Annotated in this window: 17 protein-coding genes; 7 read left to right on the forward strand and 10 right to left on the reverse strand. The window is 73.2% G+C overall.

Annotated features, from left to right (window positions below):
• Window positions 1–89: 89 nt before the first annotated feature.
• The 3 genes from ABTY40_RS15355 to ABTY40_RS15365 all read right to left on the reverse strand — a co-directional run bounded on the left by ABTY40_RS15355 (window position 90) and on the right by ABTY40_RS15365 (window position 5,377).
• Window positions 90–1,442, reverse strand: a complete 1,353-nt coding sequence (locus ABTY40_RS15355; protein ID WP_352059914.1) for a maltokinase N-terminal cap-like domain-containing protein — start codon at window positions 1,440–1,442, stop codon at window positions 90–92.
• 231 nt (window positions 1,443–1,673) lie between these two features.
• Entirely contained in the window at window positions 1,674–3,386 is a 1,713-nt protein-coding gene (gene treS / locus ABTY40_RS15360) for a maltose alpha-D-glucosyltransferase (RefSeq protein WP_352059915.1), read from the reverse strand.
• Window positions 3,383–5,377: an alpha-1,4-glucan--maltose-1-phosphate maltosyltransferase gene (locus tag ABTY40_RS15365; RefSeq protein WP_352059916.1), complete on the reverse strand. Its 1,995-nt coding sequence runs from the start codon at window positions 5,375–5,377 to the stop codon at window positions 3,383–3,385. Before ABTY40_RS15365 ends, treS begins: the two co-directional genes overlap by 4 nt.
• Before the next feature lie 367 nt (window positions 5,378–5,744).
• Between ABTY40_RS15365 and glgP the strand changes: the two genes are divergently transcribed.
• Entirely contained in the window at window positions 5,745–8,315 is a 2,571-nt protein-coding gene (gene glgP / locus ABTY40_RS15370; protein WP_352059917.1) for an alpha-glucan family phosphorylase, read from the forward strand.
• A gap of 13 nt (window positions 8,316–8,328) precedes the next feature.
• On the opposite strand, the gene ABTY40_RS15375 is transcribed toward glgP, so the two are convergent.
• The 6 genes from ABTY40_RS15375 to glgX all read right to left on the reverse strand — a co-directional run bounded on the left by ABTY40_RS15375 (window position 8,329) and on the right by glgX (window position 19,148).
• Window positions 8,329–9,849 (reverse strand): sensor histidine kinase, encoded by a 1,521-nt coding sequence (locus ABTY40_RS15375; protein WP_352059918.1) that lies wholly within the window; start codon window positions 9,847–9,849, stop codon window positions 8,329–8,331.
• Entirely contained in the window at window positions 9,842–10,519 is a 678-nt protein-coding gene (locus tag ABTY40_RS15380; protein WP_352059919.1) for a response regulator, read from the reverse strand. The genes ABTY40_RS15375 and ABTY40_RS15380 overlap by 8 nt, the downstream gene beginning before the upstream one ends.
• A 78-nt stretch (window positions 10,520–10,597) precedes the next feature.
• On the reverse strand, window positions 10,598–12,634 hold the full coding sequence (locus ABTY40_RS15385; RefSeq protein ID WP_352059920.1) for a M4 family metallopeptidase: 2,037 nt from the start codon (window positions 12,632–12,634) through the stop codon (window positions 10,598–10,600).
• Window positions 12,635–13,094: 460 nt separating this feature from the next.
• Window positions 13,095–14,975 carry an ABC transporter ATP-binding protein gene (locus ABTY40_RS15390; RefSeq protein WP_352059921.1) on the reverse strand — a complete coding sequence of 627 codons (1,881 nt, stop codon included), beginning with the start codon at window positions 14,973–14,975 and terminating at the stop codon, window positions 13,095–13,097.
• A complete protein-coding gene (locus ABTY40_RS15395; RefSeq protein WP_352059922.1) occupies window positions 14,972–16,798 on the reverse strand; it encodes an ABC transporter ATP-binding protein in 1,827 nt (608 codons plus the stop codon). The genes ABTY40_RS15390 and ABTY40_RS15395 overlap by 4 nt, the downstream gene beginning before the upstream one ends.
• A 148-nt stretch (window positions 16,799–16,946) precedes the next feature.
• Window positions 16,947–19,148 carry a glycogen debranching protein GlgX gene (gene glgX, locus ABTY40_RS15400; RefSeq protein ID WP_352059923.1) on the reverse strand — a complete coding sequence of 734 codons (2,202 nt, stop codon included), beginning with the start codon at window positions 19,146–19,148 and terminating at the stop codon, window positions 16,947–16,949.
• Between the two features lie 164 nt (window positions 19,149–19,312).
• Between glgX and ABTY40_RS15405 the strand changes: the two genes are divergently transcribed.
• From ABTY40_RS15405 to ABTY40_RS15420, 4 genes are all read left to right on the forward strand, one after another.
• On the forward strand, window positions 19,313–20,542 hold the full coding sequence (locus ABTY40_RS15405) for a L,D-transpeptidase (RefSeq protein ID WP_352059924.1): 1,230 nt from the start codon (window positions 19,313–19,315) through the stop codon (window positions 20,540–20,542).
• Between the two features lie 257 nt (window positions 20,543–20,799).
• Window positions 20,800–22,056, forward strand: coding sequence for a L,D-transpeptidase (locus ABTY40_RS15410; RefSeq protein WP_352059925.1), 1,257 nt, complete (start codon window positions 20,800–20,802; stop codon window positions 22,054–22,056).
• 84 nt (window positions 22,057–22,140) lie between these two features.
• A complete protein-coding gene (locus tag ABTY40_RS15415; RefSeq protein ID WP_352059926.1) occupies window positions 22,141–22,908 on the forward strand; it encodes an enoyl-CoA hydratase/isomerase family protein in 768 nt (255 codons plus the stop codon).
• A 124-nt stretch (window positions 22,909–23,032) separates the two neighbouring features.
• Window positions 23,033–23,536, forward strand: a complete 504-nt coding sequence (locus ABTY40_RS15420) for an ATP-binding protein (RefSeq protein ID WP_345285746.1) — start codon at window positions 23,033–23,035, stop codon at window positions 23,534–23,536.
• Window positions 23,537–23,859: 323 nt separating this feature from the next.
• Here ABTY40_RS15420 and ABTY40_RS15425 read toward each other — a convergent pair whose 3' ends face one another.
• Window positions 23,860–24,498, reverse strand: a complete 639-nt coding sequence (locus tag ABTY40_RS15425) for a GNAT family N-acetyltransferase (protein WP_352059927.1) — start codon at window positions 24,496–24,498, stop codon at window positions 23,860–23,862.
• A 73-nt stretch (window positions 24,499–24,571) separates the two neighbouring features.
• Here ABTY40_RS15425 and ABTY40_RS15430 point away from each other — a divergent pair, with 73 nt between their 5' ends.
• On the forward strand, window positions 24,572–24,787 hold the full coding sequence (locus ABTY40_RS15430; protein ID WP_309051908.1) for an EF-hand domain-containing protein: 216 nt from the start codon (window positions 24,572–24,574) through the stop codon (window positions 24,785–24,787).
• 69 nt (window positions 24,788–24,856) lie between these two features.
• Window positions 24,857–25,768 carry a CopD family protein gene (locus ABTY40_RS15435; RefSeq protein WP_352059928.1) on the forward strand — a complete coding sequence of 304 codons (912 nt, stop codon included), beginning with the start codon at window positions 24,857–24,859 and terminating at the stop codon, window positions 25,766–25,768.
• Window positions 25,769–25,895: the final 127 nt, after the last annotated feature.

Here is a 25,895-nt window from a genome sequence, read left to right on the forward strand (position 1 = left end):
CGCAGGCGGAGGGCCGGACGGCAGGACACCGCGCTGCCCCGAACGGGTGGTACGGCCTGCCGGGCACCGGGGATCCGGGCCCGGCCGGGTCACGGGACGGAGGCGGCCAGGCGCTCGATGGCGGACATCGGCACCGGCAGCCAGTCGGGGCGGTGGCGGGCCTCGTACACCACCTCGTACACGGCCTTGTCCGTCTCGTAGGCCCGCAGCAGCGCCGGATCGGCCCGGGGATCGGTCCCGGACACCTGCGCGTAGCCGGTGCAGTAGGCGGCCCGGCAGCGGGACGCCCAGTCGGCGTTCCACGGCCGGTGGGTGCGGGCCGCGTAGTCGAAGGAGCGGAGCATGCCGGCCACGTCCCGGACCGTGGGCTGCGGCCGGCGCCGTTCGTCGAGCGGCTTCGCCGGTTCGCCCTCGAAATCGATCACCGCCCAGGCGCCGTCGGCGCCCCGCAGCGTCTGCCCGAGGTGCAGGTCGCCGTGGATGCGCTGGACGATGCCCGCGCCGGCCGCCCCGCTCGCCGCGGCGAAGACCGCGCGCAGGCCCGGTACGTACGGCAGCAGCGCCGGCACGGCCTGTGCCGCCGTGTGCAGCCGCCGGTCCATCGCGGAGGCGAGGTGCTCGGTGTCGGAGGGCCGCAGCCGCTCGGTGGGCAGGGCCTCGGCGAGGGCGAGGTGCACCTCGGCGGTGGCCCGGCCCAGAGCGAGCGCCTGGCGGGTGAAATCCTGCCCGGAGGCGAGCGCGTCGAGGGCGAGCCGCCAGCCGTCCCGGGAGTCCGCCAGGTAGGGCTGGAGCACGCCGAGGGTGGCGGCCCCCGACTCGAACCAGGCGACCGGGGCGGGCACCCGGGCGCAGCCGGCCCGGCCGAGGGCGAGGGGCAGTTCCAGGTCCGGGTTGGCGCCGGGACTGACCCTGCGGAAGATCTTCAGGATGTACGAGTCCCCGTAGACGAGCGAGGAGTTGGACTGCTCGGCGTCCAGGACCCGGGGGGCGAGGGCCCCGGGCAGGGCGGTGGTGGCGTGGAAGCGCAGGGTGCCGATGCGGCCCGGGGTGCGCAGCCGTTCGTAGAGCAGTCCGGCGAGCCGGGGGTCGCGCAGTCCTTCGTAGACGGCGCGTCCGGCGAGCGGGCCCTGCCGGACGCGGCCGATCAGGGCGGGGGCGAGCCGGGGCGGCAGCTGGCTGCGTACCCCCAGGAGGATCTGGTAGCAGTCGGCCGGGGTGCCGCTCGGGCGGCTGGGCTGTTCGACCCGGACGAGCAGATGGAGGAGGCCCGGGCCGGCGCCGTCCAGGGGCAACAGCTCGGTGGCCGTGTCCAGGGCGAATCCCGTGACCCGGCGGCCCTTGCCCGCGAACCAGCGCTGCCGGGGCAGCCATTCGTGGAGCAGGGGTGTGAGGGACGGCAGGAGGGCGTCCGTGGCCCGGGTCGTGGATGCGGTCTCCGGCATGGCATCGCGTCCTTTCCCCGGGGTGCGCAGATGACTGTCGTAGGTATTCAAATGCGCAGATTGTCCCGGATTGCGGCTGTGGCTGTCCGGATGTGCGGGACGTGTCGGAAAGGGAAGATCCGTACGGGTCCGGGTGGGGGCCCGGACGGACCTGGATCGTGCGGTGGTGACGGTGCCCGGGGCACGGCGGGGGAAACCGCCCCGCCCCGGGCCGGACGAACCGACCTGAGGTCAGCTCGTCTTGAGACGGAACCAGTAGAACCCGTGTCCCGCAAGGGTCAGGAGGTAGGGAAGCTGGCCGATGGCCGGGAACTGCACCCCGCCGATCAGCTCCACCGGGTGGCTCCCGGCGTAGCGCCGCAGGTCGAGCTCGGTCGGCTGCGCGAACCGCGAGAAGTTGTTCACGCAGAGGACCAGATCGGCGTCCATTCCCTCTTCGGGGGCGGACTCCCGGATGAAGGCGAGCACCGCCGGGTTGGACGCCGGGAGTTCGGTGTACGTGCCGGTGCCGAACGCCCGGTTCTGCTTGCGGATCTCGATCATCCGCTTCGTCCAGTGCAGCAGCGAGGACGGCGACGCCATGCCCGCCTCGACGTTCGTCACCTGGTAGCCGTGGACGGGGTCCATGATCGCCGGCAGGAACAGCCGCCCCGGATCGCAGGAGGAGAAGCCCGCGTTCCGGTCGGGCGTCCACTGCATCGGGGTGCGCACCCCGTCCCGGTCACCGAGCCAGATGTTGTCGCCCATGCCGATCTCGTCGCCGTAGTACAGGACCGGCGAGCCCGGCAGCGAGAACAGCAGGGCCGTGAACAGCTCCATCTGCTTGCGGTCGTTGTCCAGGAGCGGGGCCAGGCGCCGCCGGATGCCGATGTTGGCCCGCATGCGCGGGTCCTTGGCGTACTCGGCGTACATGTAGTCGCGCTCCTCGTCGGTGACCATCTCCAGGGTCAGCTCGTCGTGGTTGCGCAGGAAGATGCCCCACTGGCAGCCGGAGGGGATCTCCGGGGTCTTCGCCAGGATCTCGGAGACCGGGTGGCGCGACTCGCGCCGCACGGCCATGAAGATCCGGGGCATCACCGGGAAGTGGAACGCCATGTGGCACTCGTCGCCGCCCGAGCGGAAGTCGCCGAAGTAGTCGACCACGTCCTCGGGCCACTGGTTGGCCTCCGCGAGGAGCACCGTGTCCGGGTAGTGGTCGTCGATCTCCTTGCGGACCCGCTTGAGGAAGGCGTGGGTGGCGGGCAGGTTCTCGCAGTTGGTGCCCTCCTGCTGGTACAGGTACGGCACCGCGTCCAGCCGGAAGCCGTCGATCCCCAGGTCGAGCCAGAACTTCAGGGCCGACAGGATCTCCTCCTGCACCGCCGGGTTCTCGTAGTTGAGGTCCGGCTGGTGCGAGAAGAAGCGGTGCCAGTAGTACTGCTTGCGCACCGGGTCGAAGGTCCAGTTGGAGGTCTCGGTGTCGACGAAGATGATCCGGGCGTCCGCGTACTGCTTGTCGTCGTCGGCCCAGACGTAGTAGTCGCCGTACGGCCCGTCCGGGTCGCGCCGCGACTCCTGGAACCACGGGTGCTGGTCGCTCGTGTGGTTCATGACGAAGTCGATGATCACGCGCATCCCGCGCTGGTGGGCCGCGTCCACGAACTCCACGAAATCGGCGAGATCACCGAACTCCGGCAGTACCGAGGTGTAGTCCGACACGTCGTAGCCGCCGTCCCGCAGGGGGGAGTTGAAGAACGGCGGCAGCCAGAGACAGTCCACCCCCAGCCACTGGAGGTAGTCGAGCCGGGACGTGATGCCCTTGAGGTCGCCCACGCCGTCGCCGTTGCTGTCCTGGAAGGACCGGACGAGGACCTCGTAGAAGACGGCCCGCTTGAACCACTCGGGGTCGCGGTCCTGGGCGGGGGTGTCCTCGAAGGTGTCGGGGACGGGATCGTTGACAGTCATGAGGTGGGTGACCCTCCGGTCTGCGGGGACGGTCGCAGGACGAGGACGTGCGCGGGCCTGACACCCGGCTCCAGACGCACGTAACTGGCCCTGCCCCAGTGATAGGTCTCGCCGGTGAGCTCGTCGCGCACCGGCACGGTCTCGTGCCAGTCCAGGCCGAGTTCCGGCATGTTCAACGAGACCGTCGCCTCGTGGGTGTGGTGCGGGTCGAGGTTGACGACCATCAGAACCGTGTTCGAACCGGTGCGCTTGGAGTACGCGATCACCTGCGGGTTGTCCGTCTCGTGGAAGGTCAGGTTCCGCAGCCGGCGCAGCGCCGGGTGACGGCGCCTGAGCCGGTTCAGGGTGGTGATCAGCGGGGTGATCGTGGTCCCCGCCCGCTCCGCCGCCTCCCAGTCCCTCGGCCGCAGCTCGTACTTCTCCGAGTCCAGGTACTCCTCGCTGCCCTCCCGCACCGCGGTGGCCTCGCACAGCTCGTACCCCGCGTACATCCCCCAGGACGGCGACAGGGTGGCCGCCAGCACCGCCCGCACCTCGAAGGCGGGCCGGCCGCCGTGCTGGAGGTAGGCGTGAAGGATGTCCGGGGTGTTCACGAAGAAGTTCGGCCGCATCTGCGCCGCCACGTCCCCGGTCAGCTCCGTGAGGTACTCCGTGAGCTCCTCCTTGGTGTTGCGCCAGGTGAAGTACGTGTACGACTGCTGGAAGCCGATCGCGCCGAGCGTCCGCATCATCGCCGGCCGGGTGAAGGCCTCCGCCAGGAAGATCACGTCCGGGTCCGCCCGGTTGATCTCCCCGATCACCCGCTCCCAGAACACCACCGGCTTGGTGTGCGGATTGTCCACCCGGAAGATCCGCACCCCGTGGTCCATCCAGTGCCGCAGCACCCGCACGGTCTCCGCGACGATCCCGTCCATGTTGTCGGGGGCCGCGTCGAACGCGATCGGGTAGATGTCCTGGTACTTCTTCGGCGGGTTCTCCGCGTACGCGATCGAACCGTCCGGCCGGTGGTGGAACCACTCCGGGTGCTTCTCCACCCACGGGTGGTCCGGCGAGCACTGGAGCGCGAAGTCCAGCGCCACCTCCAGACGCAGCTCACGGGCGCGCGCCACGAAGGCGTCGAAGTCCTCGATGGTCCCCAGACCCGGGTGCACGGCGTCGTGCCCGCCCTCCGGCGAACCGATCGCCCACGGCACGCCGACGTCGTTCGGACCGGCCGACAGCGAGTTGTTCGGGCCCTTGCGGTGCGTCTCGCCGATCGGGTGGATCGGCGGCAGGTAGACCACGTCGAAACCCATCGCGGCAATGGCCGGAAGCCGCTCGGCGGCCGTCCGGAACGTCCCCTGCACCGTACGGCCCCGGACCTTCCGCACCCCCTCCGAGCGCGGGAAGAACTCGTACCAGGAACCGAAGAGAGCCCGCTCCCGCTCCACCACCAGCGGCAACGCCGGGGACGCCGAGACCAGTTCGCGCAAGGGATGCCGGTCGAGCGCCTCGACCACCCGGGGGGCCAGAGCGGCGGCCAGCCGCACGGCCGCCGGACGCGACTCGTCCCGCAGCGCGTCCACGGCGGCGAGCACCGCCTCGCGGCCACCGCCCTTCTTCGGCACGCCCTTGGCGGCCCGCTCGTGCAGCTCGGCCCCCTCCGCGAGGACCAGCTCCGAGTCGATCCCGGCCGGGATCTTGATCCGGGCGGTGTGACGCCAGGTCGCGACCGGGTCGCTCCACGCCTCCACGGTGTACGTCCACAGGCCCTCGGTGTCCGGGGTGACCTCGGCACCCCACCGGTCGGTGCCCGGAGCGAGTTCACGCATCGGGGTCCACGGGCCCGGGCGGCCCGACGGCCCGCGCAGCACGACATTGGCGGCGACGGCGTCATGACCCTCGCGGAAGACGGTCGCCGTCACCTCGAAGGTCTCACCGACCACCGCCTTCGCGGGGCGCCGGCCACAGTCGACCAACGGACGGACGTCCAGAACGGGAATGCGTCCCATGAGCGGATTCACAGCATCACCTGACGGGGTTACGGGGTGCGGGTGGTGGTGCGCTCTTTCTAGCTCCGCCGACGGCCGGTGCATGGCGGGCACCGCCGCTCCCGTCCGCGTTCACTCGGATGGCGTGTCCACAGGGATGAAGGGGCTGGAGGACGGACGGGTTCAGGATGCGCGGAGCCGTTACCGGAGGAGCCTTCCACGGTACGTGCGAGGGCAATCCGGTCCTTTGTTAACTACTAGGGCGTCAAGTACCGGGGCGCAACCGGATGGGCGCCGTTCGGCCAAGGGCCGGCGGGAACCGGGCCGCCACGCCGGGCGCACCGCGTGGTGCGCCCGCTCCGTCGGTTCCGCGCGCGAAGGTGGTCCCGTGAAGGCCATTCGTCGATTCACCGTGCGTCCCGTCCTCCCCGACCCCCTGCGGCCCCTCGCCGGCCTCGCGCACAACCTGCGCTGGTCCTGGCACGAGCCCACCCGCGCCCTCTTCGACTCCCTCGCACCCGAGGGCCTCTCCGGCGCCGACCCGGTCCGGATCCTCGGCTCCCTCGAAGGGTCCCGGCTCACCGCCCTCGCCGCCGACGAGGAGTTTCTGGCCCGGCTGCGCGCCGCCGCCGAGGAACTCGACACCTATCTGCACGCCCCCCGCTGGTACCAGCGGGAGCTCGGCGCCGCCGAACCCCCGGCCGGCATCGCCAACTTCTCGCCCGAGTTCGGCGTCGCCGCCGCCCTGCCCCAGTACTCCGGCGGCCTCGGCATCCTCGCCGGCGACCACCTCAAGTCCGCCAGCGACCTCGGCGTCCCCCTCACCGGCGTCGGCCTGCTCTACCGGCACGGATACTTCCGCCAGTCCCTCGGCCGCGACGGCTGGCAGCAGGAGCAGTACCCCGTCCTCGACCCCGGCGAGCTGCCGGTCACCCTGCTGCGCGAGCCCGACGGCACCCCCGCCCGCGTCACCCTCGCCCTGCCCGGCGGCCGCAGCCTCCACGCCCACCTGTGGACCGCCCGGGTCGGCCGGATCCCGCTCCTCATGCTCGACTCCGACGTCGAGGAGAACGCCCCCGGCGAACGCAACGTCACCGACCGGCTCTACGGCGGCGGCAGCGAGCACCGGCTCCTCCAGGAGATGCTCCTCGGCATCGGCGGCGTCCGCGCCCTGCGCACGTACAGCCGGCTCACCGGCGCGCCCGCCCCCGAGGTCTTCCACACCAACGAGGGCCACGCGGGCTTCCTCGGCCTCGAACGCGTCCGCGAACTCCTCGCCGAGGGACTGGACTTCGACTCCGCCCTGGAAACGGTGCGGGCCGGCACCGTCTTCACCACCCACACCCCCGTCCCCGCCGGCATCGACCGCTTCGACCGCGCCCAGGTCGCCCGGCACCTCGGCGAGGACGGCGCCCTCCCGGGCGTCGACCTCGACCGGGTCCTCGCCCTCGGCGACGAGACCCCCCTCGGCGGCGACCCCGGCGTCTTCAACATGGCCGCCATGGGCCTCAGGCTCGCCCAGCGGGCCAACGGCGTCTCCACCCTCCACGGCGCCGTCAGCCGCGCCATGTTCGCCGGCCTCTGGCCCGGTTTCGACGCCGAGGAGGTGCCCATCACCTCCGTCACCAACGGCGTCCACGCCCCCACCTGGGTCGCCCCCGAGGTCGGCCGGCTCTCCCCCGACGCGAGCGACCGCGAACTGTGGGAGCTGCGCCGCACCCTGCGCGAACGGCTCGTCACCGACGTCCGCGCCCGGCTCCGCGCCTCCTGGCGGCAGCGCGGGGCCACCGACGCCGAACTCGGCTGGACCGACACCGTCCTCGACCCCGACGTCCTCACCATCGGCTTCGCCCGCCGCGTCCCCTCGTACAAGCGGCTCACCCTGATGCTGCGCGACAAGGAGCGGCTGCGGGCGCTGCTGCTCCACCCCGAGCGGCCCGTGCAGCTCGTCGTCGCCGGGAAGGCCCACCCCGCCGACGACGGCGGCAAGCGGCTCGTGCGGGAACTCGTCCGGTTCGCCGACGACCCCCGGGTCCGCCACCGGATCGTCTTCCTGCCCGACTACGGCATGGAGATGGCCCGCGGCCTCTACCCCGGCTGCGACGTCTGGCTCAACAACCCCCTGCGCCCCCTGGAGGCCTGCGGCACCAGCGGCATGAAGGCCGCCCTCAACGGCTGCCTCAACCTCTCCGTCCTGGACGGCTGGTGGGACGAGTGGTACGCGCCGGAGTTCGGCTGGGCCATCCCCACCGCCGACGGCACCGCCGCCGACGAGGAGCGCCGCGACGACCTGGAGGCCGCCGCGCTCTACGAGCTGATCGAACGCCGCGTCGCCCCCCGCTTCTACGACCGGGGCCCCGACGGCGTCCCCGCCGCCTGGACGGCCATGGTCCGCAGGACCCTCGGCGACCTCGGCCCGAAGGTGCTCGCCGACCGGATGGTCCGCGAGTACGTGACCCGCCTCTACGTCCCCGCCGCCGAGGCCCGCCGGGCCCTCACCCCCGACCGGGCGCGGGAACTCGCCGCCTGGAAGGCCCGGGTCCGCGCCGCCTGGCCGGAGGTCTCCGTCGGCCACGTGGAGCTCGGTGACGGTGCCGGCGCCGGCGGCGACCTCACCGGCGCGGACGCCGAACTGGGCGCCACCCCGGTCGTCCGGGTCCGGGTCTCGCTCGGCGGGCTGAGCCCCGACGACGTCGAGGTCCAGGCGGTCACCGGCCGCGTCGACGCCGACGACACCCTGACCGCCACCCGCACCTGCGCGCTCAAGCCCGCCGGCGGCGAGGACCTGGACGGCCGCCAGCCCTACGCGGGCACCCTGGAGCTGGACCGGACGGGCCCCTTCGGCTGCACGGTCCGCGTCCTGCCGGCCCACCCGCTGCTGGCCCACCCCGCCGAACTGGGCCTCGTCGCCCTCCCGCCGGAACCGGCCGCCGAGGCCCCGGGCGTCCTGCTGCGCTGACCGGCCGGGCCGCTCAGCCCACCTCGTCCTTCGTGGCGAGGCGCCCCTGGGCGAAGCAGAGCCGGTACACCGGAACCGCCGCGAACACGGTGGCCCGGTAGTACCGGCACTCGTCCATCCCCGGCGGCGCGGCCCCGAGCCCCGGCGGCGGCGCCGCCAGCGGACGGTCCGGGAGGTCCTCGGCGATCTCCGCGTACGGCCGGCCGACCAGCAGGCGCGCGTAGTTGTCCCGCTCCAGATAGGAACGGGACTGCGTCCACAGGGCCACGCCGGCCGTCAGCACCGTGAGGGCGGCGAGCAGCGCCAGCGGGATCCAGATCGCCCGCGCCAGGTCCCGGCGGACCTCGCGGCGGGCCCGGTCCAGCTCCCGCGCCGAGGTCGGGGCCGCCACCACGGGCCGCGCGGCCGTCCCGCGCCGGGGCAGGACCGCGGTGAGGACGAAACCGCCGTCCCCGGCCGGGCCGTGGGCGAGGGTGCCGCCGGCCAGCCGGACCCGCTCGTCGAGGCCCACGAGCCCGGTACCGCCCGAGGCGAGCGGCTCGCCTCCGGCGCCCGGCCCGCTGGCGACCCGGACCCGGACCGACCCGCCCTTCTGCTCCACCGTCACCGTCACGGCCGCGCCCGGGGCGTGCTTGGCCGCGTTCGTCAGCCCTTCCTGCACGACCCGGTGCAGCGCCCGGCCCGCCATCCCGGGCGGCTCCGGGACCGGGGCGCCGGTGAGGGTCACGTCGAGACCGGAGGCGCGGGCCCGGTCGACCAGCTCCTGAACCGTCTCGCCCGGCGGGGCCGTCGGCGCGGCCGTGCCCTCCTCCCGCAGCACCCCGATCACGTCCCTGAGCCGTTCGGTGGCGCCCGCGGCCGCCCGGCGCAGCTCGCCCGCGGCCCGCTGCTGCTCCGGGCCGAGGGCCGGGTCCACCTCCAGGGCGCCGGCGCGGACCGCGATCAGGGCCAGGTCGTGGCCGAGCGAGTCGTGCATGTCGCCCGCGATCCGGGACCGCTCGCGCAGCCGCTCCCGGTCCGCGACGGCCGCCTGCTCCCGCTCCATCCGGTCGGCCAGCTCCCAGCCGCTGCGCACCAGCCGGTCGTACTGGCGCACGTACCGGCCGACCAGCCAGGGCGCGACGATCGCCAGCGCGACGGCGAGCAGCAGGGTGAACCACGGGCCGAGGGAGGTGCTGGTGAGCCGGGTGAGCAGCAGCCCGACGGCCGCGACCCCGCCGAACAGCCAGAGCGCCCCCCGGCTGTGCTCCTGCCGCCGGCCGGCGAGATAGCCGAAGGCGACGAGGGCGAGGCTGTACGAGGGGGTGAACAGCTCCAGGGTGGCGGGCAGGCTCGCCGCGACGGTCACGGCCAGGGGAAGCAGGGGCAGGCGGCGGCTGACGGCGACACAGCCGCCGAGCAGGACGACACCGAGGGCGACCTGGGTCCAGGAGCCGCCGTCGGCCGGGTCGGAACGCAGCAGCACCGGGACGCAGAGCAGCAGCCACAGCCCGAGGTCGAAGAGGCGGGCGCGGAGCGGGGTGGTCTCACGCACCGGGCGGGCCCTGGGCGCCGTCGGGGACCAGACCCGCCTCGTGGGCGAGGATCGCGAGCTGCACCCGGTTGCGCAGGCCGAGGCGGCCGAGGACAGCGCTCACATGGGCCTTGACGGTGCCCTCCACGACATGGAGCCGGCCGGCGATCTCCTGGTTCGACAGGCCGGCGCCGAGCAGCGCCACGACCTCGCGCTCGCGGCCGGTCAGCGGCTCCAGACGGGAGCGGGCCCCGGCCGCGCGAGAGAGACGCTCACCGCCGAGGGTGTCGATGACCCGGCGGGCGACGGTGGGGGAGAGGGCGGCGCCGCCCGCCGCCACCGCCCGTACCCCCGCGATCAGTTCGCGCGGGTCGCCGGACTTCAGCAGGAAACCCCCGACCCCGCAGCCGAGGGCGCGGGCGATGTAGGCGTCCTCCGAGAAGGTGGTGAGCATGACCACCGCCGTCCCGGGCAGCGTGGCCCGCAGCTCCTCGGCGGCGGCGAGCCCGTCCAGACGGGGCATGCGCACGTCGAGGAGGACCACGTCGGGGCGGTGCCGGTGAGCGAGGCCCACGGCCTCCCGTCCGTCGCCGGCCTCCGCGACGACCTCGATCCCGGGATCGGTGGCGAGAATGGCCCGCACCCCGGCCCTGATCATCGCCTCGTCGTCCGCCAGCAGCACCCTGATCATGCGGACCAGCCTAGAGCGCACACGCGCCGGGGCCCGGAGGGAAGGTTCCCTCCGGGCCCCGGCCGGGCGTCGCCTCCCTTACGGGAAGGTCAGCTTGACGCTGTTGATGTAGCCGGTGTCGACCCGGGCCTTGTCCTGGGCGCGGAGCTTCCAGGCGCCGTTGGCGACCTCGGAGGAGGCGTTCACGGTGTAGGTCTGGACGATGTTGTCGGCGCTGCCGCCGGTGCGGTTGTGCAGGTTGTAGACGGTGCCGTCGGGGGCGACGAGGTCGACGACGAGGTCACCGACGTAGGTGTGGACGATGTTGACGTCCACCTTGAGGGTGGAGGGCGCGTTGCCGGTGACGCCGGTGACGTTGACCGTGGAGGTCACCGCGACGCCGTTGTCCGGGATGGACACGTCGGCGGTGTTCTCGAAGACCTTGCCGGTGGGCGGCTCGGTGCCGCCGGGGCGGGTGCCCACGTTGACGCCGGCCCAGGCGTGCTCGACCGCGAGCACCTCGGGGCTGCCGGCGCCGTAGAGCTCCGTGGCCGCCGCGACGGTGCCGGTGCGGGCGCCGGCGTAGTTGGTGCTGGAGGTGAACTTGGTGGTGAGCGCCTTGAACCAGATCAGCGCGGCCTTGTCCCGGCCTATGCCGGTGACGGGCAGGCCGTCGGAGGTCGGGGAGTCGTAGGCGACGCCGTTGACCGTCTTGGCGCCGCTGCCCTCGGAGAGCAGGTAGAACCAGTGGTTCGCCGGGCCCGAGGAGTAGTGGACGTCGACCGAGCCGATGCCGGAGTACCAGTAGTCCTTGGACGAGCCGTCACGGCTGGGCTTGTCCATGTAGCGCAGCGGGGTGCCGTTGCCGCGGATGTCGATCTTCTCGCCGACCAGGTAGTCGCCCTGGTCCTGGGCGTTGTTGGCGTAGAACTCGACCGCCGCCGCGAAGATGTCCGAGGTGGCCTCGTTCAGGCCGCCGGACTCACCGCTGTAGACGAGCTTCGCGGTGTTCGAGGTGAGGCCGTGGGTCATCTCGTGCGCGGCCACGTCGATGGACGTGAGCGGCTTGGCGTTGGCGGAGCCGTCGCCGTACGTCATGCAGAAGCAGGAGTCCTGCCAGAAGGCGTTGACGTACGCGTTGCCGTAGTGGACCCGGGAGTACGGCGCGACGCCGTCACCGCGGATGCCGTTGCGGCCGTGCACGTTCTTGTAGTAGTCCCAGGTGAGCGCGGCGCCGTAGTGGGCGTCGGCGCCCGCGGTCTCCAGGTTCTGGGGGGTGCCGTCGCCCCAGATGTCGTCGGAGCCGGAGAACAGCGTTCCGGTGCCCGACGTGCCGCGGTTGAGGTTGTACGTCTTGTGGTTGCCGCGCGCGGTGTCGGTCAGCGTGTACGAGGGCGCGGTGCCCAGCGTGACCTGGCCGCTGTACTGCGTGTTGCCGGTGCCGTTGTGCACGGCCTGCCACTCGTACAGCTTGGCGCCGGTCTTCGCGTCCGTGACGACGTGCAGCTCGTTCGGCGTGCCGTCGTGCTGGAGGCCGCCGACGACGGTCTCGTACGCGAGGACGGGGGCGCCCTGCGCCATCCAGACGACCTTGCGCGGGGCGCGCTCGGCGGCGGTCTTCTCGGAACCCTCCGCGCGGGCGAGGCCCAGGGCCTGCTTCTCGGCGGCGGCCGGGGCGACCGAGGCCGTGAGGTCGACGTTCTTCAGCTCCGCGCGGGAGGACTTGACCACACCGGTGGGGGTGCCGGCCTTGTTCTCCGCGACGATCAGGTCGCCGCCGAGGACGGGGAGTCCGGCGTAGGTGCGCTCGTAGCGTGTGTGGGTGGTGCCGTCGCGGTCCTTCACGACGTCCCGGACGACCAGCTTCTCCTGGGTGCCCAGGCCGAGCGCCTTGGCGGTGTCCGCCTTGTCGGCGTCGGCGGCCTTGATGAGCGCGGTGCGCTCGGCCGGCGTGAGGTCGGCGGGGAGCTTGCCGGGGTTGGTGGCGATGGCGTTCTGGGCCTTGGGGGCGGCGGCCGCACCCAGCGGGCCGTCCGCCGCGGTGGCGGCTCCCGTCTGGACGCTCACGGCGAGCATGGCGGCGGCAGCGATCAGGGCGCCGGTCGCGGTGGCGCGACGGCTGGGCGTGGATCTCACGCAGACTCCTTTTGCGAGGGGGGTACCGGAGCGCTGGGGGATGCCCTCCGGGCGGAGCAAACAGAGCTGTGCAGCACGTTCGGGTGATGCGGTGAACAGTGGTGCGAAGAACCGCTGAGAGACTGACAGCCAGGGCATGGACCTGTCAGGACCGTGTCGGCAAGTTGGCCAGAAATCGTCCGGTGCCCGTACAGGCGTGTTCGTTGACCGGACGTTTCAGTGATCTTGGAAGCCCGGCCTTCCGTTGTTCACCGTGCGCCGGGAGGCCGGGCCCCCGTTCGGCTCCGGGGCCGCCCGCCCCTCGCGCGGGCACCCGGCGCGGCACGCTCCCGGGACCGCGGGCCGCCGCGACCCCCGCCGACCCTGGCGCGATCCTTCTCCCGGGCCGCCGGGGGAGTTCGGCAAGTCCGCGCCACCCCCGTCCGGGCTCGCGGCGCCGCCCCGCGCCACCGCCCCGGGCTCACCCCACCAGGCTCTCCCGCCAGGCCCGGTGGAGCCCCGCGTACCGCCCGTCCCCGGCGACCAGCCGCGAGGGCGCCCCGTCCTCGACGATCCGTCCCGCCTCCATCACCAGCACCCGGTCCGCCACCTCCACCGTGGACAGCCGGTGCGCGACGACCACCGCCGTGCGGCCCGCGAGCACCGTGTCCATCGCCCGCTGCACCGCCCGTTCACCCGGCACGTCCAGGGAACTCGTCGCCTCGTCCAGGATCAGCACCGCCGGATCGGCGAGCAGCGCCCGCGCGAAGGAGACGAGCTGCCGCTGCCCCGCCGAGATCCGGCCGCCCCGCTTCCGTACGTCCGTGTCGTACCCGTCGGGCAGGCCCGTGATGAACTCGTGCGCGCCGATCGCCCGCGCCGCCGCCTCGATCTCCTCGCGCGTCGCGTCCGGACGCCCGATCGCGATGTTCTCCGCGACCGTCCCGGAGAACAGGAACGCCTCCTGCGTCACCATCACCACACCGCGCCGCAGCTCCGGCGTCGCCAGCTCCCTCAGGTCCACCCCGTCGAGCAGCACCCGGCCCTCGGTCGGGTCGTAGAACCGGGCCAGCAGTTTCACCAGCGTCGACTTGCCCGCGCCCGTCGCCCCCACCACGGCCACCGTCCGGCCCGCCGGGATCGTCAGGTCGAAGCGGGGCAGGACCTCGCCGCCCGTCCGGTAGGCGAACCGCACCCCTTCGAAGACCACCTCGCGGCCCGGCGCCCCCGGCCGGCGCGGCGGCAGCTCGCGCGGGGCCGCCGCCTCCGGCACGCCGGGCTCCTGCGCGAGCAGGCCCGCGATCTTCGCGAGGGAGGCCGCCGCCGACTCGTACGAGTTGAGGAACATCCCCAGCCGGTCGATCGGGTCGTACAGCCGGCGCATGTACAGCACGGCCGCCGCCAGCACGCCCAGCGCCAGCGTGCCGCCCGCCACCCGGTAGGCGCCCCACAGGCACATGCCCGCCACCGCCGTGTTCGCCACCAGCCGCGAACCGACCACGTACCGGGCCATCTCCAGGAGCGCGTCGCCGTTGCTGCGCTCGTGGCGCCGGTTGAGCACCGCGAACTCCGCGTCGTTCGCCCGCTCCCTGCGGAACGCCCGCACCGGCCGGATGCCGTTCATCGTCTCCGCGAACTTCACGATGACGCCCGCCATGGCCGTGGACTTCTCCCCGTACACCCGGCCCGCCCGCCGCCGGTAGAGCCGCACCAGCAGCAGCAGCGGGACGAACGAACCCACCGCCACCGCCCCGATCGCCGGATCGAGCCAGAGCAGCATCAGCGAGATCGAGACGAAGGACAGCACCACCCCGATCAGTTCCTGGAGCCCCTCCGACAGCAGCTCCCGCAGCGACTCCACGTCCGTGGTCGAGCGGGAGATCAGCCGGCCCGAGGTGTACCGCTCGTGGAAGTCCACGCTCAGCACCTGCGCGTGCCGGAAGATCCGGCCCCGCAGGTCCAGCAGGACGTCCTGGTTGATCCGGGCCGCACCCCGCACGAAGACGTACTGCAGCAGCCCGCCCAGTCCCGCGCACAGCAGATAGCCGGCCGCCACCGCCACCACCGGCCCGTGGTCCCCGGCCCGCAGCGCCGGCACCCCCCGGTCGATGGCGTACGCGACGAGGAGCGGGCCCGCCTGGACCGCGGCCTCCTTCAGGAGCAGCACCAGCGCCGCCCCCGCGACCCGCACCCGGTGCGCGGCGAGCAACGAGCGCAGCAGCGCCCCCGTCGCCCCGCGCGGCGCGGGCAGGTCGTCCCGGTCGAAGGGGTCGACGGGTGCCCCCGCCCCCGGTGCGCCCGCCGGACCGGGCCCGTCCGGCCGCTCCTCCTCGGCCGCCTGCGCGAGGGTGGTGTCCGTCATCGCTCCCCGTCCCTCCGGCCGGCCCCGCCGGCCTTGCCGTCACCCGACATCAGCCAGGCGTACTCCGCGCTGCTCCGCAGCAGCTCCTGATGGGTGCCGACCGCCGCGATCCGGCCCCCGGACAGCAGCGCCACCCGGTCCGCCAGCATCACCGTCGACGGCCGGTGCGCCACCACCAGCGCCGTCGTCTCCCGCAGCACCTCGCGCAGCGCCGCCTCCACCCGCGCCTCCGTGTGCACGTCAAGGGCCGACAACGGGTCGTCAAGGACGAGGAAACGCGGCCGGCCGACCACCGCCCGGGCCAGGGCCAGCCGCTGCCGCTGACCGCCCGAGAGGCTCAGCCCCTGCTCGCCCACCTGTGTCCGCGCGCCCTCCGGCAGCCGGTCCACGAACCCGTCCGCCTGCGCCACGGCCAGGGCCCGCCGCAGCTCCGGCTCCCCGGCCCCGTCACCCGCGCCCATCAGGACGTTCTCCCCGACGCTCGCCGAGAAGAGCGTCGGCTCCTCGAAGGCCACCGCCACCAGGGACCGCAGCCGAGCGCGGTCCATCAGCGCGATGTCCTCCCCGTCGAGGAGGATCCGGCCCGCCGTCACCTCGTGCAGCCGGGGGACGAGCGCGGTGAGCGTGGTCTTGCCGGAACCCGTGCCGCCGACCAGGGCCAGCGTCTCACCGGGCCGGATGCGCAGATCGACGCCGTCCAGGACCGGGGGAGCGTCCGGCGGCGCGTCCGGGTGGCGGAAGGTCACCCCCTCGAAGCGGACCCCGTCCGCGGCCCCGCCGCCCACCGGCTCCCGCCCGGCGCGCCCGCTCCGGTCCGCCTCCTCCTCCGCGTCCATCACCTCGAAGTACCGCTCCGTCGCCGTCGCCGCCTCCTGGCTCATCGCGATGAGGAAACCGAGGGACTCCACCGGCCAGCGCAGGGCCAGCGCCGTCGACAGGAAGGCGACCAGCGTGCCCGCCGACAGCTCCCCGTCGGCGACCCGCACCGTGCCGAGCACCAGCGCCGCACCGATCGCCAGCTCCGGGAGGAAGGTGATCAGCGCCCAGATCGCCGCCAGGAGCCGCGCCTTGGCCAGCTCCGTGCCCCGCAGCAGCGCGGTGAGCGCCCGGAAGGCCTCCGCCTGGCTGCGGTGACGCCCGAAGCCCTTCACGATCCGGATCCCGAGCACGCTCTCCTCGACGACCGTCGTCAGATCGCCCACCTGGTCCTGGGCCCGCCGCGCCACGAGCGCGTACCGGCTCTCGAAGAGGGAACAGACCACCACCAGCGGCACCACGGGGGTGAGGAGCACCAGGCCCAGGGCCCGGTCCTGGGCGAGCAGCAGTACGTAACCGACCAGGATCGTCACCCCGTTGACCACCAGGAAGGTCAGCGGGAAGGCCAGGAACATCCGGACCAGCATCAGATCGGTCGTGCCGCGCGAGAGCAGCTGCCCGGACGCCCACCGGTCGTGGAAGGCGATCGGCAGCCGCTGGAGCCGCCCGAACAGCTCGCCCCGCATCCGCGCCTCCACGGAGGCGAGCGGCCGGGCCACCAGCCAGCGCCGCAGACCGAAGAGGAGCGCCTCGGCGACGCCGAGCAGCAGCAGGTACAGGGCGCCCAGCCACACCCCGCCCGGATCCCGGTCCGCGACCGGGCCGTCCACCATCCACTTCAGGACGAGCGGGATGACGAGCGAGAGGCAGGAGGCGACGACCGCGACGGCGGCGGCCGTGAACAGCCGGGCGCGTACGGGCCGTACGTAGGGCCACAGCCGGAGGAGGGCCCGCACCGCCGAGCGGCCGGGAGGGGAGGACTCTGGGGCGAGGGGATTCTCGGGCATCAGGTCCGACCATACGGTTCACCACTGACACGGCTCATCCCGATTTCCGGCCGGAACCGTCCGGAGCCCGGGGGCCTCCGCCGGAACGGAACCGTCCTGAGCCCGACCGCCCGCGTCCGCGGCCCCGGCCCCGTACGGTCCCCGCCCCTCAGTCGCCGACCCGCAGCAGCACCACCGACCGCGCCCCCACCGTGAGCGTCTCCCCGCCCGCGTGCCGGGTCGCCGGCGCCGCGGACTGGTCCTCCCGGGCGGTGTCGAGGACGAGCTCGTACGACGCGGCCCACGGCGGCCCGGGCAGCCGGAACTCCAGCGGCTCGGCGCCCGCGTGCAGCACGGCGAGGAAGCTGTCGTCGGTGATCCGCTCGCCCCGGTCGTCCCGCCCCGGGATGTCACGGCCCGACAGATACAGCCCGAGCGTGGCCGAGGGCGCGTACCAGTCGCCCTCGGACATCTCCGTGCCGTCCGCGCCGAACCAGGCCAGGTCCCGCAGTCCGTCCGCCCGCTGCGGCCGGCCGGAGAAGAAGGCCCTGCGGCGCAGCACCGGATGCCGGTGGCGCAGGTCGAGCAGCCGCCGGGTGAGCGCGAGGAGCTGCGCCCGGCCCGGGTCCTCGGGCAGCGACCAGTCGAGCCAGCCGATCTCGTTGTCCTGGCAGTAGGCGTTGTTGTTGCCGCCCTGCGTGCGGCCCATCTCGTCGCCGGCCACGAGCATCGGCACACCGGTCGACAGCAGCAGCGTGGTGAGGAGGTTCCGCAGCTGCCGCAGGCGCAGGGCGTTGACCTCCGGGTCGTCGGTCTCGCCCTCCGCACCGCAGTTCCACGACCGGTTGTCGTGCGTGCCGTCCCGGTTGCCCTCGCCGTTGGCCTCGTTGTGCTTCCGCTCGTACGTGACGAGGTCGCGCAGGGTGAAGCCGTCGTGCGCGGTGACGAAGTTGACGGAGGCGTACGGCCGCCGCCCGCCCCAGGCGTAGAGGTCGCTGGAGCCGGACAGCCGGTAGCCGAGGTCCCGCACGTCCGGCAGCGCGCCGCGCCAGAAGTCCCGCACCGTGTCCCGGTAGTGGTCGTTCCACTCGGTCCACAGCGGCGGGAACGCGCCGACCTGGTAGCCGCCGTTGCCCACGTCCCAGGGCTCGGCGATCAGCTTCACCCGCCGCAGCACCGGGTCCTGGGCGATCACCGCCAGGAACGGCGAGAGCATGTCGACGTCGTGGAAGGAACGCGCGAGCGCCGCCGCGAGGTCGAACCGGAAGCCGTCGACGCCCATCTCCGTCACCCAGTACCGCAGCGAGTCGGTGATGAGCCGCAGCACCTGCGGCTGCACCACGTGCAGCGTGTTGCCGCAGCCGGTGTAGTCGGCGTACCGCCGGGCGTCGGACTGGAGCCGGTAGTAGCCCCGGTTGTCGATGCCCTTCAGGGAGAGGGTGGGGCCGAGCTCGCCGGCCTCCGCCGTGTGGTTGTAGACGACGTCCAGGATGACCTCGATGCCGGCCGCGTGCAGGGCCCGCACCATCCGCTTGAACTCGCCCACCTGCTGCCCGGCCGTCCCGGACGCGGAGTACCCGGCGTGCGGGGCGAAGTAGCCGATGGAGTTGTAGCCCCAGTAGTTGCGCAGGCCCCGCCGCAGCAGGTGGTCCTCGTGCGCGAACTGGTGCACCGGCAGCAGCTCGACCGCCGTCACCCCGAGCCGTACGAGATGCTCGATCGCCGCCGGGTGCGCGAGGCCGGCGTACGTGCCGCGCAGGTGCTCGGGCACCCCCGGGTGCAGCCGGGTGAACCCCTTCACGTGCAGCTCGTAGATGACCGAGTCCGGCCAGGGCGTCTTGGGCCTGCGGTCGTCCGACCAGTCGTCGTCGTCCTGCACCACCACCCCCTTCGGCACGAACGGCGCCGAGTCCCGCTCGTCGCGCACGGTGTCGGCCACGTGCTGCTGCGGCCAGTCCCGTACGTGCCCGTACACCTCGGCGGGCAGCGAGAACTCGCCGTCGACCGCCCGGGCGTACGGGTCGAGCAGCAGCTTCGCCGGGTTCCAGCGGGCACCCGTCCACGGGTCCCAGCGGCCGTGCACCCGGTAGCCGTACCGCTGCCCCGGCCCGATCCCGGGCACGAAGCCGTGCCAGATCTCGTGCGTCAGCTCCGTCAGCGGCAGCCGCCGCTCCGTCCCGTCCGCGTCGAACAGGCACAGCTCGACGGCCTCCGCACCCCCCGCCCACAGGGCGAAGTTGGTCCCCGCGACCCCGTCGGGGCCGACCCGGCAACGGGCTCCGAGGGGCGTCGGCGCCCCCGGCCACACCGGCGGCCCGGACCGCTCCAGGGCACGCTCCGGTACCGCCTCCTGCTCGGCTGCGCTCGACACGTCCCGGCCTCCTGCGGCTCCGTCGGGCACGCACATCGCGGGAGCGGTGGCGTCCCGGCCCCGCTCCCGCGCGTCGTTCTCCCCTCTCTTCTGCCCGCACGGCCGTGCTCCCAACATGCCCCGTACGGACGTTTCCCCTGGAGGGTGGCGGTCGTTGGCCGGGCATGGCACTTGTATGGAAACGGGCGGGACGCGCCCTCGTGGTGGCGGGACTGCTGACGGGGGCGCTCACGGGCCTCGCGGGCTGCACCGGAACGGGCGGGATCGGGGGCGCCGGCATCTCCCTGCCGGGCAAGGCGCGGGCCCCCGGAGACGTCATCCGGATCACCCCCGACGACGGCAGCCGCGGGGTCCCGGCCGAGGGGCCGGTCGAAGTACGGGTGGACAGCGGACGCCTGGAACGGGTGACCGTCGTCCGGGTCGAGGACGCCCAGCGGGCCGAGGTCCCCGGCGCGATCTCGGCGGACGGGCTGCGCTGGCGGCCCCGCCCCGGCACCCGGCTCGCGCTCTCCGCGAAGTACAGCGTGGACGCGGTCGCCCTCGACGGCCACGGCCGGCGCTCCGCCCGGCACGGCACCTTCACCACCGTCGTGCCCGAGCACCGGTTCATCGGCTACTTCAAGCCGGAGAACCGTTCCACGGTCGGCACCGGGATGATCGTCTCCTTCGGCTTCAACCGGCCCATCGAGAACCGGGCCGCCGTCGAACGGGCCATCAGGGTCACCTCCGAGCCGCCGGTCGAGATCGCCGGCCACTGGTTCGGCCGCGAGCGGCTGGACTTCCGGCCCGAGGCGTACTGGCGGCCCGGCACCGTCGTCACCGTGGACCTCGCCCTCCGCGACGTCGAGGGCGCCCCGGGCGTGTACGGCATCCAGCGCAAGAAGGTCTCCTTCACCGTCGGCCGCTCCCAGGTGTCCCTGGTGGACGCGGCCGCGCACACCATGGAGGTCCGCAGGGACGGCCGGCTCCTGGCCACCGTCCCGATCACCGCGGGCGCGCCGAAGACCACCACGTACAACGGGAAGATGGTCGTCACCGAGCTGTACGACGTGACCCGGATGAACGGGGCCACGGTCGGCTTCGGCGGCGAGTACGACATCAAGGACGTGCCGCACGCGATGCGGCTCACCGAGTCCGGGACCTTCCTGCACGGCAACTACTGGGCGCCGCCGTCCACCTTCGGCACCGCCAACGTCAGCCACGGCTGCGTGGGGCTGCGGGACGACAAGGGCGGCAGCCCCGACTCCCCGGCGGGCTGGTTCTTCGACCGGACCCTCGTCGGCGACGTGGTGGAGGTCGTCAACTCCAAGGACAAGCAGGTCGCCCCGGACAACGGGCTGGGCGGCTGGAACCTGGACTGGAACCGCTGGAAGGCCGGCTCCGCCCTGCGCTGACGCCCCGTCGCCGTCCTCACCCCGGTCGCTCGTCCCCTCACGCCCCTCCCACCGGTCACTCCCCGCGCCCCCCGGACGTGCCGCCCCGGCCCTCGCGCCCCCACCGTTCACCGGCAGGTCAACTGCGACGTAACGGTGACATTCACGAGGAAGTTTCGTGTCCTGCGGTGTGATTATCTAGCGGGCGTGTGCACGCCAGGTTGCGCACGGGGGTGGGGCCGTGGCGATGCCGGGCCGTGCGAGGGGAGACGACCACAGTGAACGGGCAGCCGATATCGGGGGCATCGGTAGGGGGCGCGGGCCTGCGCCGGCGGCGTGGGGGCGCCCGCCTGGGAGCCCTCGCGACGGGGGCACTGCTGCTGGCGCTGACCGCCTGCGGCGGCGGTGACCCGGCGGCCGACGGCAAGGGTGCGAACGCCGCAGGGGGCAGCGCCCGGTCCGACAACGCCGCCTCGCAGGCCGTCGTGTCGATCCTTCCGAAGGACGGCGCCGACTCGGTGGCCACCAGCGGGGCCCTCAAGGTCACCGCCTCGCAGGGCAAGCTCACCACCGTGACCGTCGCCGACTCCAAGGGCACCCCGGTGGAGGGGCGGATCGCGGCGGACGGCGCCAGCTGGGAGCCGACCGCGCACCTGTCCGCGGGCACGCAGTACAAGGTCCACGCCGTCGCCAAGGACGCGGAGGGCCGCGAGTCGGCGAAGGACACCACCTTCACGACCCTCGTCCCGAAGAACACCTTCATCGGCCACTACACGCCCGAGGACGGCTCGACCGTCGGCGTCGGCATGCCGGTCTCCATCAACTTCACCCGGGGCATCACCGACCCCGAGGCCGTCGAGAAGGCCATCAAGGTGACGGCCGAGCCGGCCGTGCGGATCGAAGGCCACTGGTTCGGCAACGACCGGCTCGACTTCCGCCCGGAGCAGTACTGGAAGGCCGGCACCAAGGTGAAGGTCGAGCTGAACCTGGACGGCGTCGAGGGCCGCCCGGGCGTCTACGGCAAGCAGAAGAAGACGATCTCCTTCACCATCGGCCGCCGCCAGGTCTCCACCGTCGACGCCGAGGCCAAGACGATGAAGGTCGAGCGCGACGGCAGGATCGTCAAGACGCTGCCGATCACCGCCGGCGCGCCGTCGACGACCACGTACAACGGTCAGATGGTCATCAGCGAGAAGTACAAGGTGACCCGGATGAACGGCGCCACGGTCGGCTTCGGCGGCGAGTACGACATCAAGGACGTGCCGCACGCGATGCGCCTGTCCACCTCCGGCACCTTCGTGCACGGCAACTACTGGGCCTCGGCGTCCACCTTCGGCTCCGCCAACGTCAGCCACGGCTGCGTCGGCCTCCAGGACCGCCGGGGCGCGGGCGACAGCTCCATGCCGGCCGCCTGGTTCTACGACAGCTCGATCATCGGTGACGTCGTGATCGTGAAGAACTCCAAGGACAAGCAGATCAAGCCGGACAACGGCCTGAACGGCTGGAACATGGACTGGTCGGAGTGGATCAAGTAGTCCGCCCCTGAACTCCGCGCGGGACCCGGTGCTGTGAGCAACAGCACCGGGTCCCGCGCCGTTAACGCCCACTAACCTTCCGGTATGACTGTGAACCTCGAAGTCGCCGAAGGCGTCGGTACGATCCGCCTCGACCGCCCCCCGATGAACGCTCTCGACATCGCCACCCAGGACCGGCTGCGCGAGCTGGCCCAGGAGGCCACCGACCGCGACGACGTGCGCGCCGTGGTCCTCTACGGTGGCGAGAAGGTGTTCGCGGCCGGCGCGGACATCAAGGAGATGCAGGTCATGGACCACGTGGCCATGGTCAAGCGCTCGCGCGCGCTCCAGGACGCCTTCACCGCCGTCGCCCGCATCCCCAAGCCCGTCGTCGCCGCGGTCACCGGCTACGCCCTGGGCGGGGGCTGCGAGCTGGCCCTCTGCGCCGACTACCGCATCGCCGCCGACAACGCGAAGCTGGGCCAGCCGGAGATCCTGCTCGGCCTGATCCCCGGCGCGGGGGGCACCCAGCGGCTCTCCCGGCTGATCGGCCCCTCCCGCGCCAAGGACCTCATCTTCACCGGACGGATGGTCAAGGCGGACGAGGCCCTGTCCCTCGGACTGGTGGACCGGGTCGTCCCCGCCGCCGAGGTCTACGAGCAGGCGCACGCCTGGGCCGCCCGGCTCGCCCAGGGTCCCGCGGTGGCGCTGCGGGCCGCGAAGGAGGCGATCGACCAGGGCCTGGAGGCCGACATCGACACCGGCCTCGCGATCGAACGCACCTGGTTCGCGGCCCTGTTCGCGACCGAGGACCGGGAGCGCGGCATGAAGAGCTTCGTCGAGGAGGGCCCGGGCAAGGCGAAGTTCGTATAAGACCGCCCCGAACGGACAGCCCCCGGCATATGCCGGGGGTACGTCCGGAAAATGTCCCCCCCGAGGGTGCCGATTCCCGGGGAACGGCACCCGGAGGCCGCCCGCTGCGGCCATGATGGGGGGCATGGCGGGCCTGGAGGGTAGGGAACAACCGCGGCAGGGCGGCAGCGCCGTCGCCGCACGGTGGACACCGGCCGTGGAGGACGAACAGGCCCTCGAAGCGATCGAGTTGTACGGCAACCCGGCCGAGGGCGACGTCGGCCTGCCCTCCCTCCCCGAGTCCGCGCGGCTGGCGCGCCGGCTCACCCAGTACGTGGTGCTCCGGCAGTGGGGCCTCGGCCCGCAGATCGCCGAGCACGCGGTCCTGCTCGTCTCCGAACTCGTCGGCAACGCCGTCCGGCACACCGGCGCGCGGGTCTTCACCCTGCGGATGCACCGCCGCCCCGGCCGGATCAGGATCGAGGTCCGCGACCCCTCGCGCGGGCTGCCCTGCCTGCTGCCCGTGCGCGAACTCGACATCAGCGGGCGCGGCCTCTTCCTGGTGGACAAGCTCTCCGACCGGTGGGGCGCCGACCTCGCGCCCCGGGGCAAGACCACCTGGTTCGAGATGCGCGTCACGGACCGCTAGGTGGTGCCTCCGGGCCGCCCCGGACGCACGGAAGCCCCCGTTCGCCGTGGTGCGGCGCTGGGGGCTTCCTGGTGGGGCGCCGGTGGACGAAGGGGGTGTGTCCACGGTCGCCGGGTCGACCTCGCCCGGGTCAATGGGGGTCGTGTCCCCGACTATGGCAGACGGGGGGCCTTGCCGCCAAAAGACCTTATCGGGCGAGAATCGGGCAGATCGGGATAGTTTGCCGATGAATCATTGGTGACATCCAGCACTCACCTTGCAAACCATGAATGATTATGCGGTTCATCGATTGTTTCCCGGGATCGTCCGCATGCTGGACGCCTTCAGTGGGCGATGAGCAGCGCCTCCGAGGCCACCGGCCGGTACCCCGCCGCCTGGAAGACCCGCACGCTCCGCGCGTTGCCCGGCGACTGCTGCGCCCAGACCACCTCACCCGGGGTGAGGTGCCGGGCCGCCAGCGCCAGCGCGCGGCCGAGCCCCCGGTGCCGTACCGCCTCGTCCACCTCGATCGCCGCCTCCCAGCGGCCCCCGACCGCCCGGCCCAGGATCAGCACCCCGCCGTCCGCCGCCCACACCCGCACGTCGTCGCGGTACTTCCGCGCCCGCGCCACCCGGGGATGCTCCGGGTCCTCGATCTCCCGCAGCGGCAGCGGAGGCGGCCCGGGCAGCGCGTCCGCCACCGTCAGCAGGTCTATCGTGTGCATGCGCCGGCCCGTCCGCGCCATCAGCGCCACCAGGAACGCCGGATTCATGCTCGCCGCCAGCGGGTCCGCCGCCGTGGCCGCCAGCTCCGCCCGCACCCACTCCGGGTCCTCGTCCGTGAAGACCACGGAATGGGCGGTGAACGCCAGGACCCCCGCGTCCCGCGGGCCCGGCTGCGGCACCACCCGCGTCCGCCCGTCCGGCGGCGGGAACTCCCCCCGCGCCGCCGCCGCCAGTATCCGTGCCACTTCGCTGCTCATACCCCCATCATCCGGCAGCGCCGCGCCCGCTAATCTGGCCCCGTCAGAGAAGCACCATGAAGGGGCGGAAGCAGTGGCGGACATCGAGTCGGCACGCACGGCATTCAACCGGTACGACGTGGACGGGGACGGCTTCATCACCGCCGCGGAGTACAAGAGCGTGATGGCGCAGCTGGGCGACTTCAACGTCACCGAGACGGTCGCCGAGGCGCTCATCAAGCAGCGCGACGACAACGGCGACGGCCTGCTGTCCTGGGACGAGTTCTGGGGCCACTACAGCAAGGCCTGACCAAGCCCGCTCCGACGGGCGGCACCCCCTTGAGTTGCCGCCCGTCCGGGGCTCGGTGACGATCGTCCGGTGACGCTTCCCGGACCTTTCGGTACGCCGAGCCGTCTGACCGCGGCGGTCCTCGCCGCCGCGGCCGTCCTCGCCGTCGCGCTCCTCGGCGCGGGCCTGGCCCAGACCGGAACCGGCGAACTCCGCATACCCGCGGCCGGCACCACCACGCTGCTCCGCCTGCTCGTCCTGACCGGCCTCGCCGTCCACGTGGGCGAGCTCGCCGGCACCCGCATCGCCGGCGCGGCGGACCCCCTGCCCCGCCGCTGGTCCGCCCCCGCAGCCCTCCTCGCCGCGGCCGCCTCCGCCGCCCTCCTGCTGCTCCTCGCCGCCGTCAGCGGACTGAGCCTCCCCGTCGTGTACGGGCTCCGCGAGGGCCGCCTGCTCCTCGTCACGGCCAACGCCTTCGCCCTCGCGGCCCTGTGCGCCGCCTCCCGCAGACCCGGGCTGGCCGCCCTGCCCCTGGCCGTGGCCGTCGGCGCCGAGGCCCTGCGCGCCCACCCCGAGACCCCCGGCTTCGGCATCGGCACCGGGCTCACCCTCGTCCACCTCACCGCCGCCTCGCTCTGGTGCGGCACGCTCCTGTACGTGCTCCGCACCCTGCGGCTGCGCGCGGGCGGGCGCGAGGTGCTGCTCCGGTACGCCCGGATGGCCGCCTGCGTCTACGGGGCGCTCGCCGTCACCGGCACCGTCTCCACGCTGCGCAGGCTGCCGCTCGACGCCGTGCTCGCCACCGCCTACGGCCGCGTCCTGATGGTGAAGCTGCTGCTGTTCGCCGGAGCCAGCCTGATGGCCCTCGCCGCCCGCTCACGCCTCCTGACCGGCGGCGATCCCGAGCCGCCGGCCCGCACCGAGCTGGGGGTCCTGGGGTCCGTCATGGTGATCTCGGCGCTCCTGACGGTCGTGCCCGACCCGCACTGGCTCACCCCCTGAGACCCGGGGACCCCAGGGGGAGGGCAGGACCGCTCAGCACTCGATGATGTTGACCGCGAGGCCGCCGCGGGCCGTCTCCTTGTACTTGACGCTCATGTCCGCGCCGGTCTCCTTCATGGTCTTGATG

The sequence above is a fragment of the Streptomyces sp. NPDC126503 genome, assembly GCF_040302405.1.
GTDB lineage: Bacteria > Actinomycetota > Actinomycetes > Streptomycetales > Streptomycetaceae > Streptomyces > Streptomyces gulbargensis.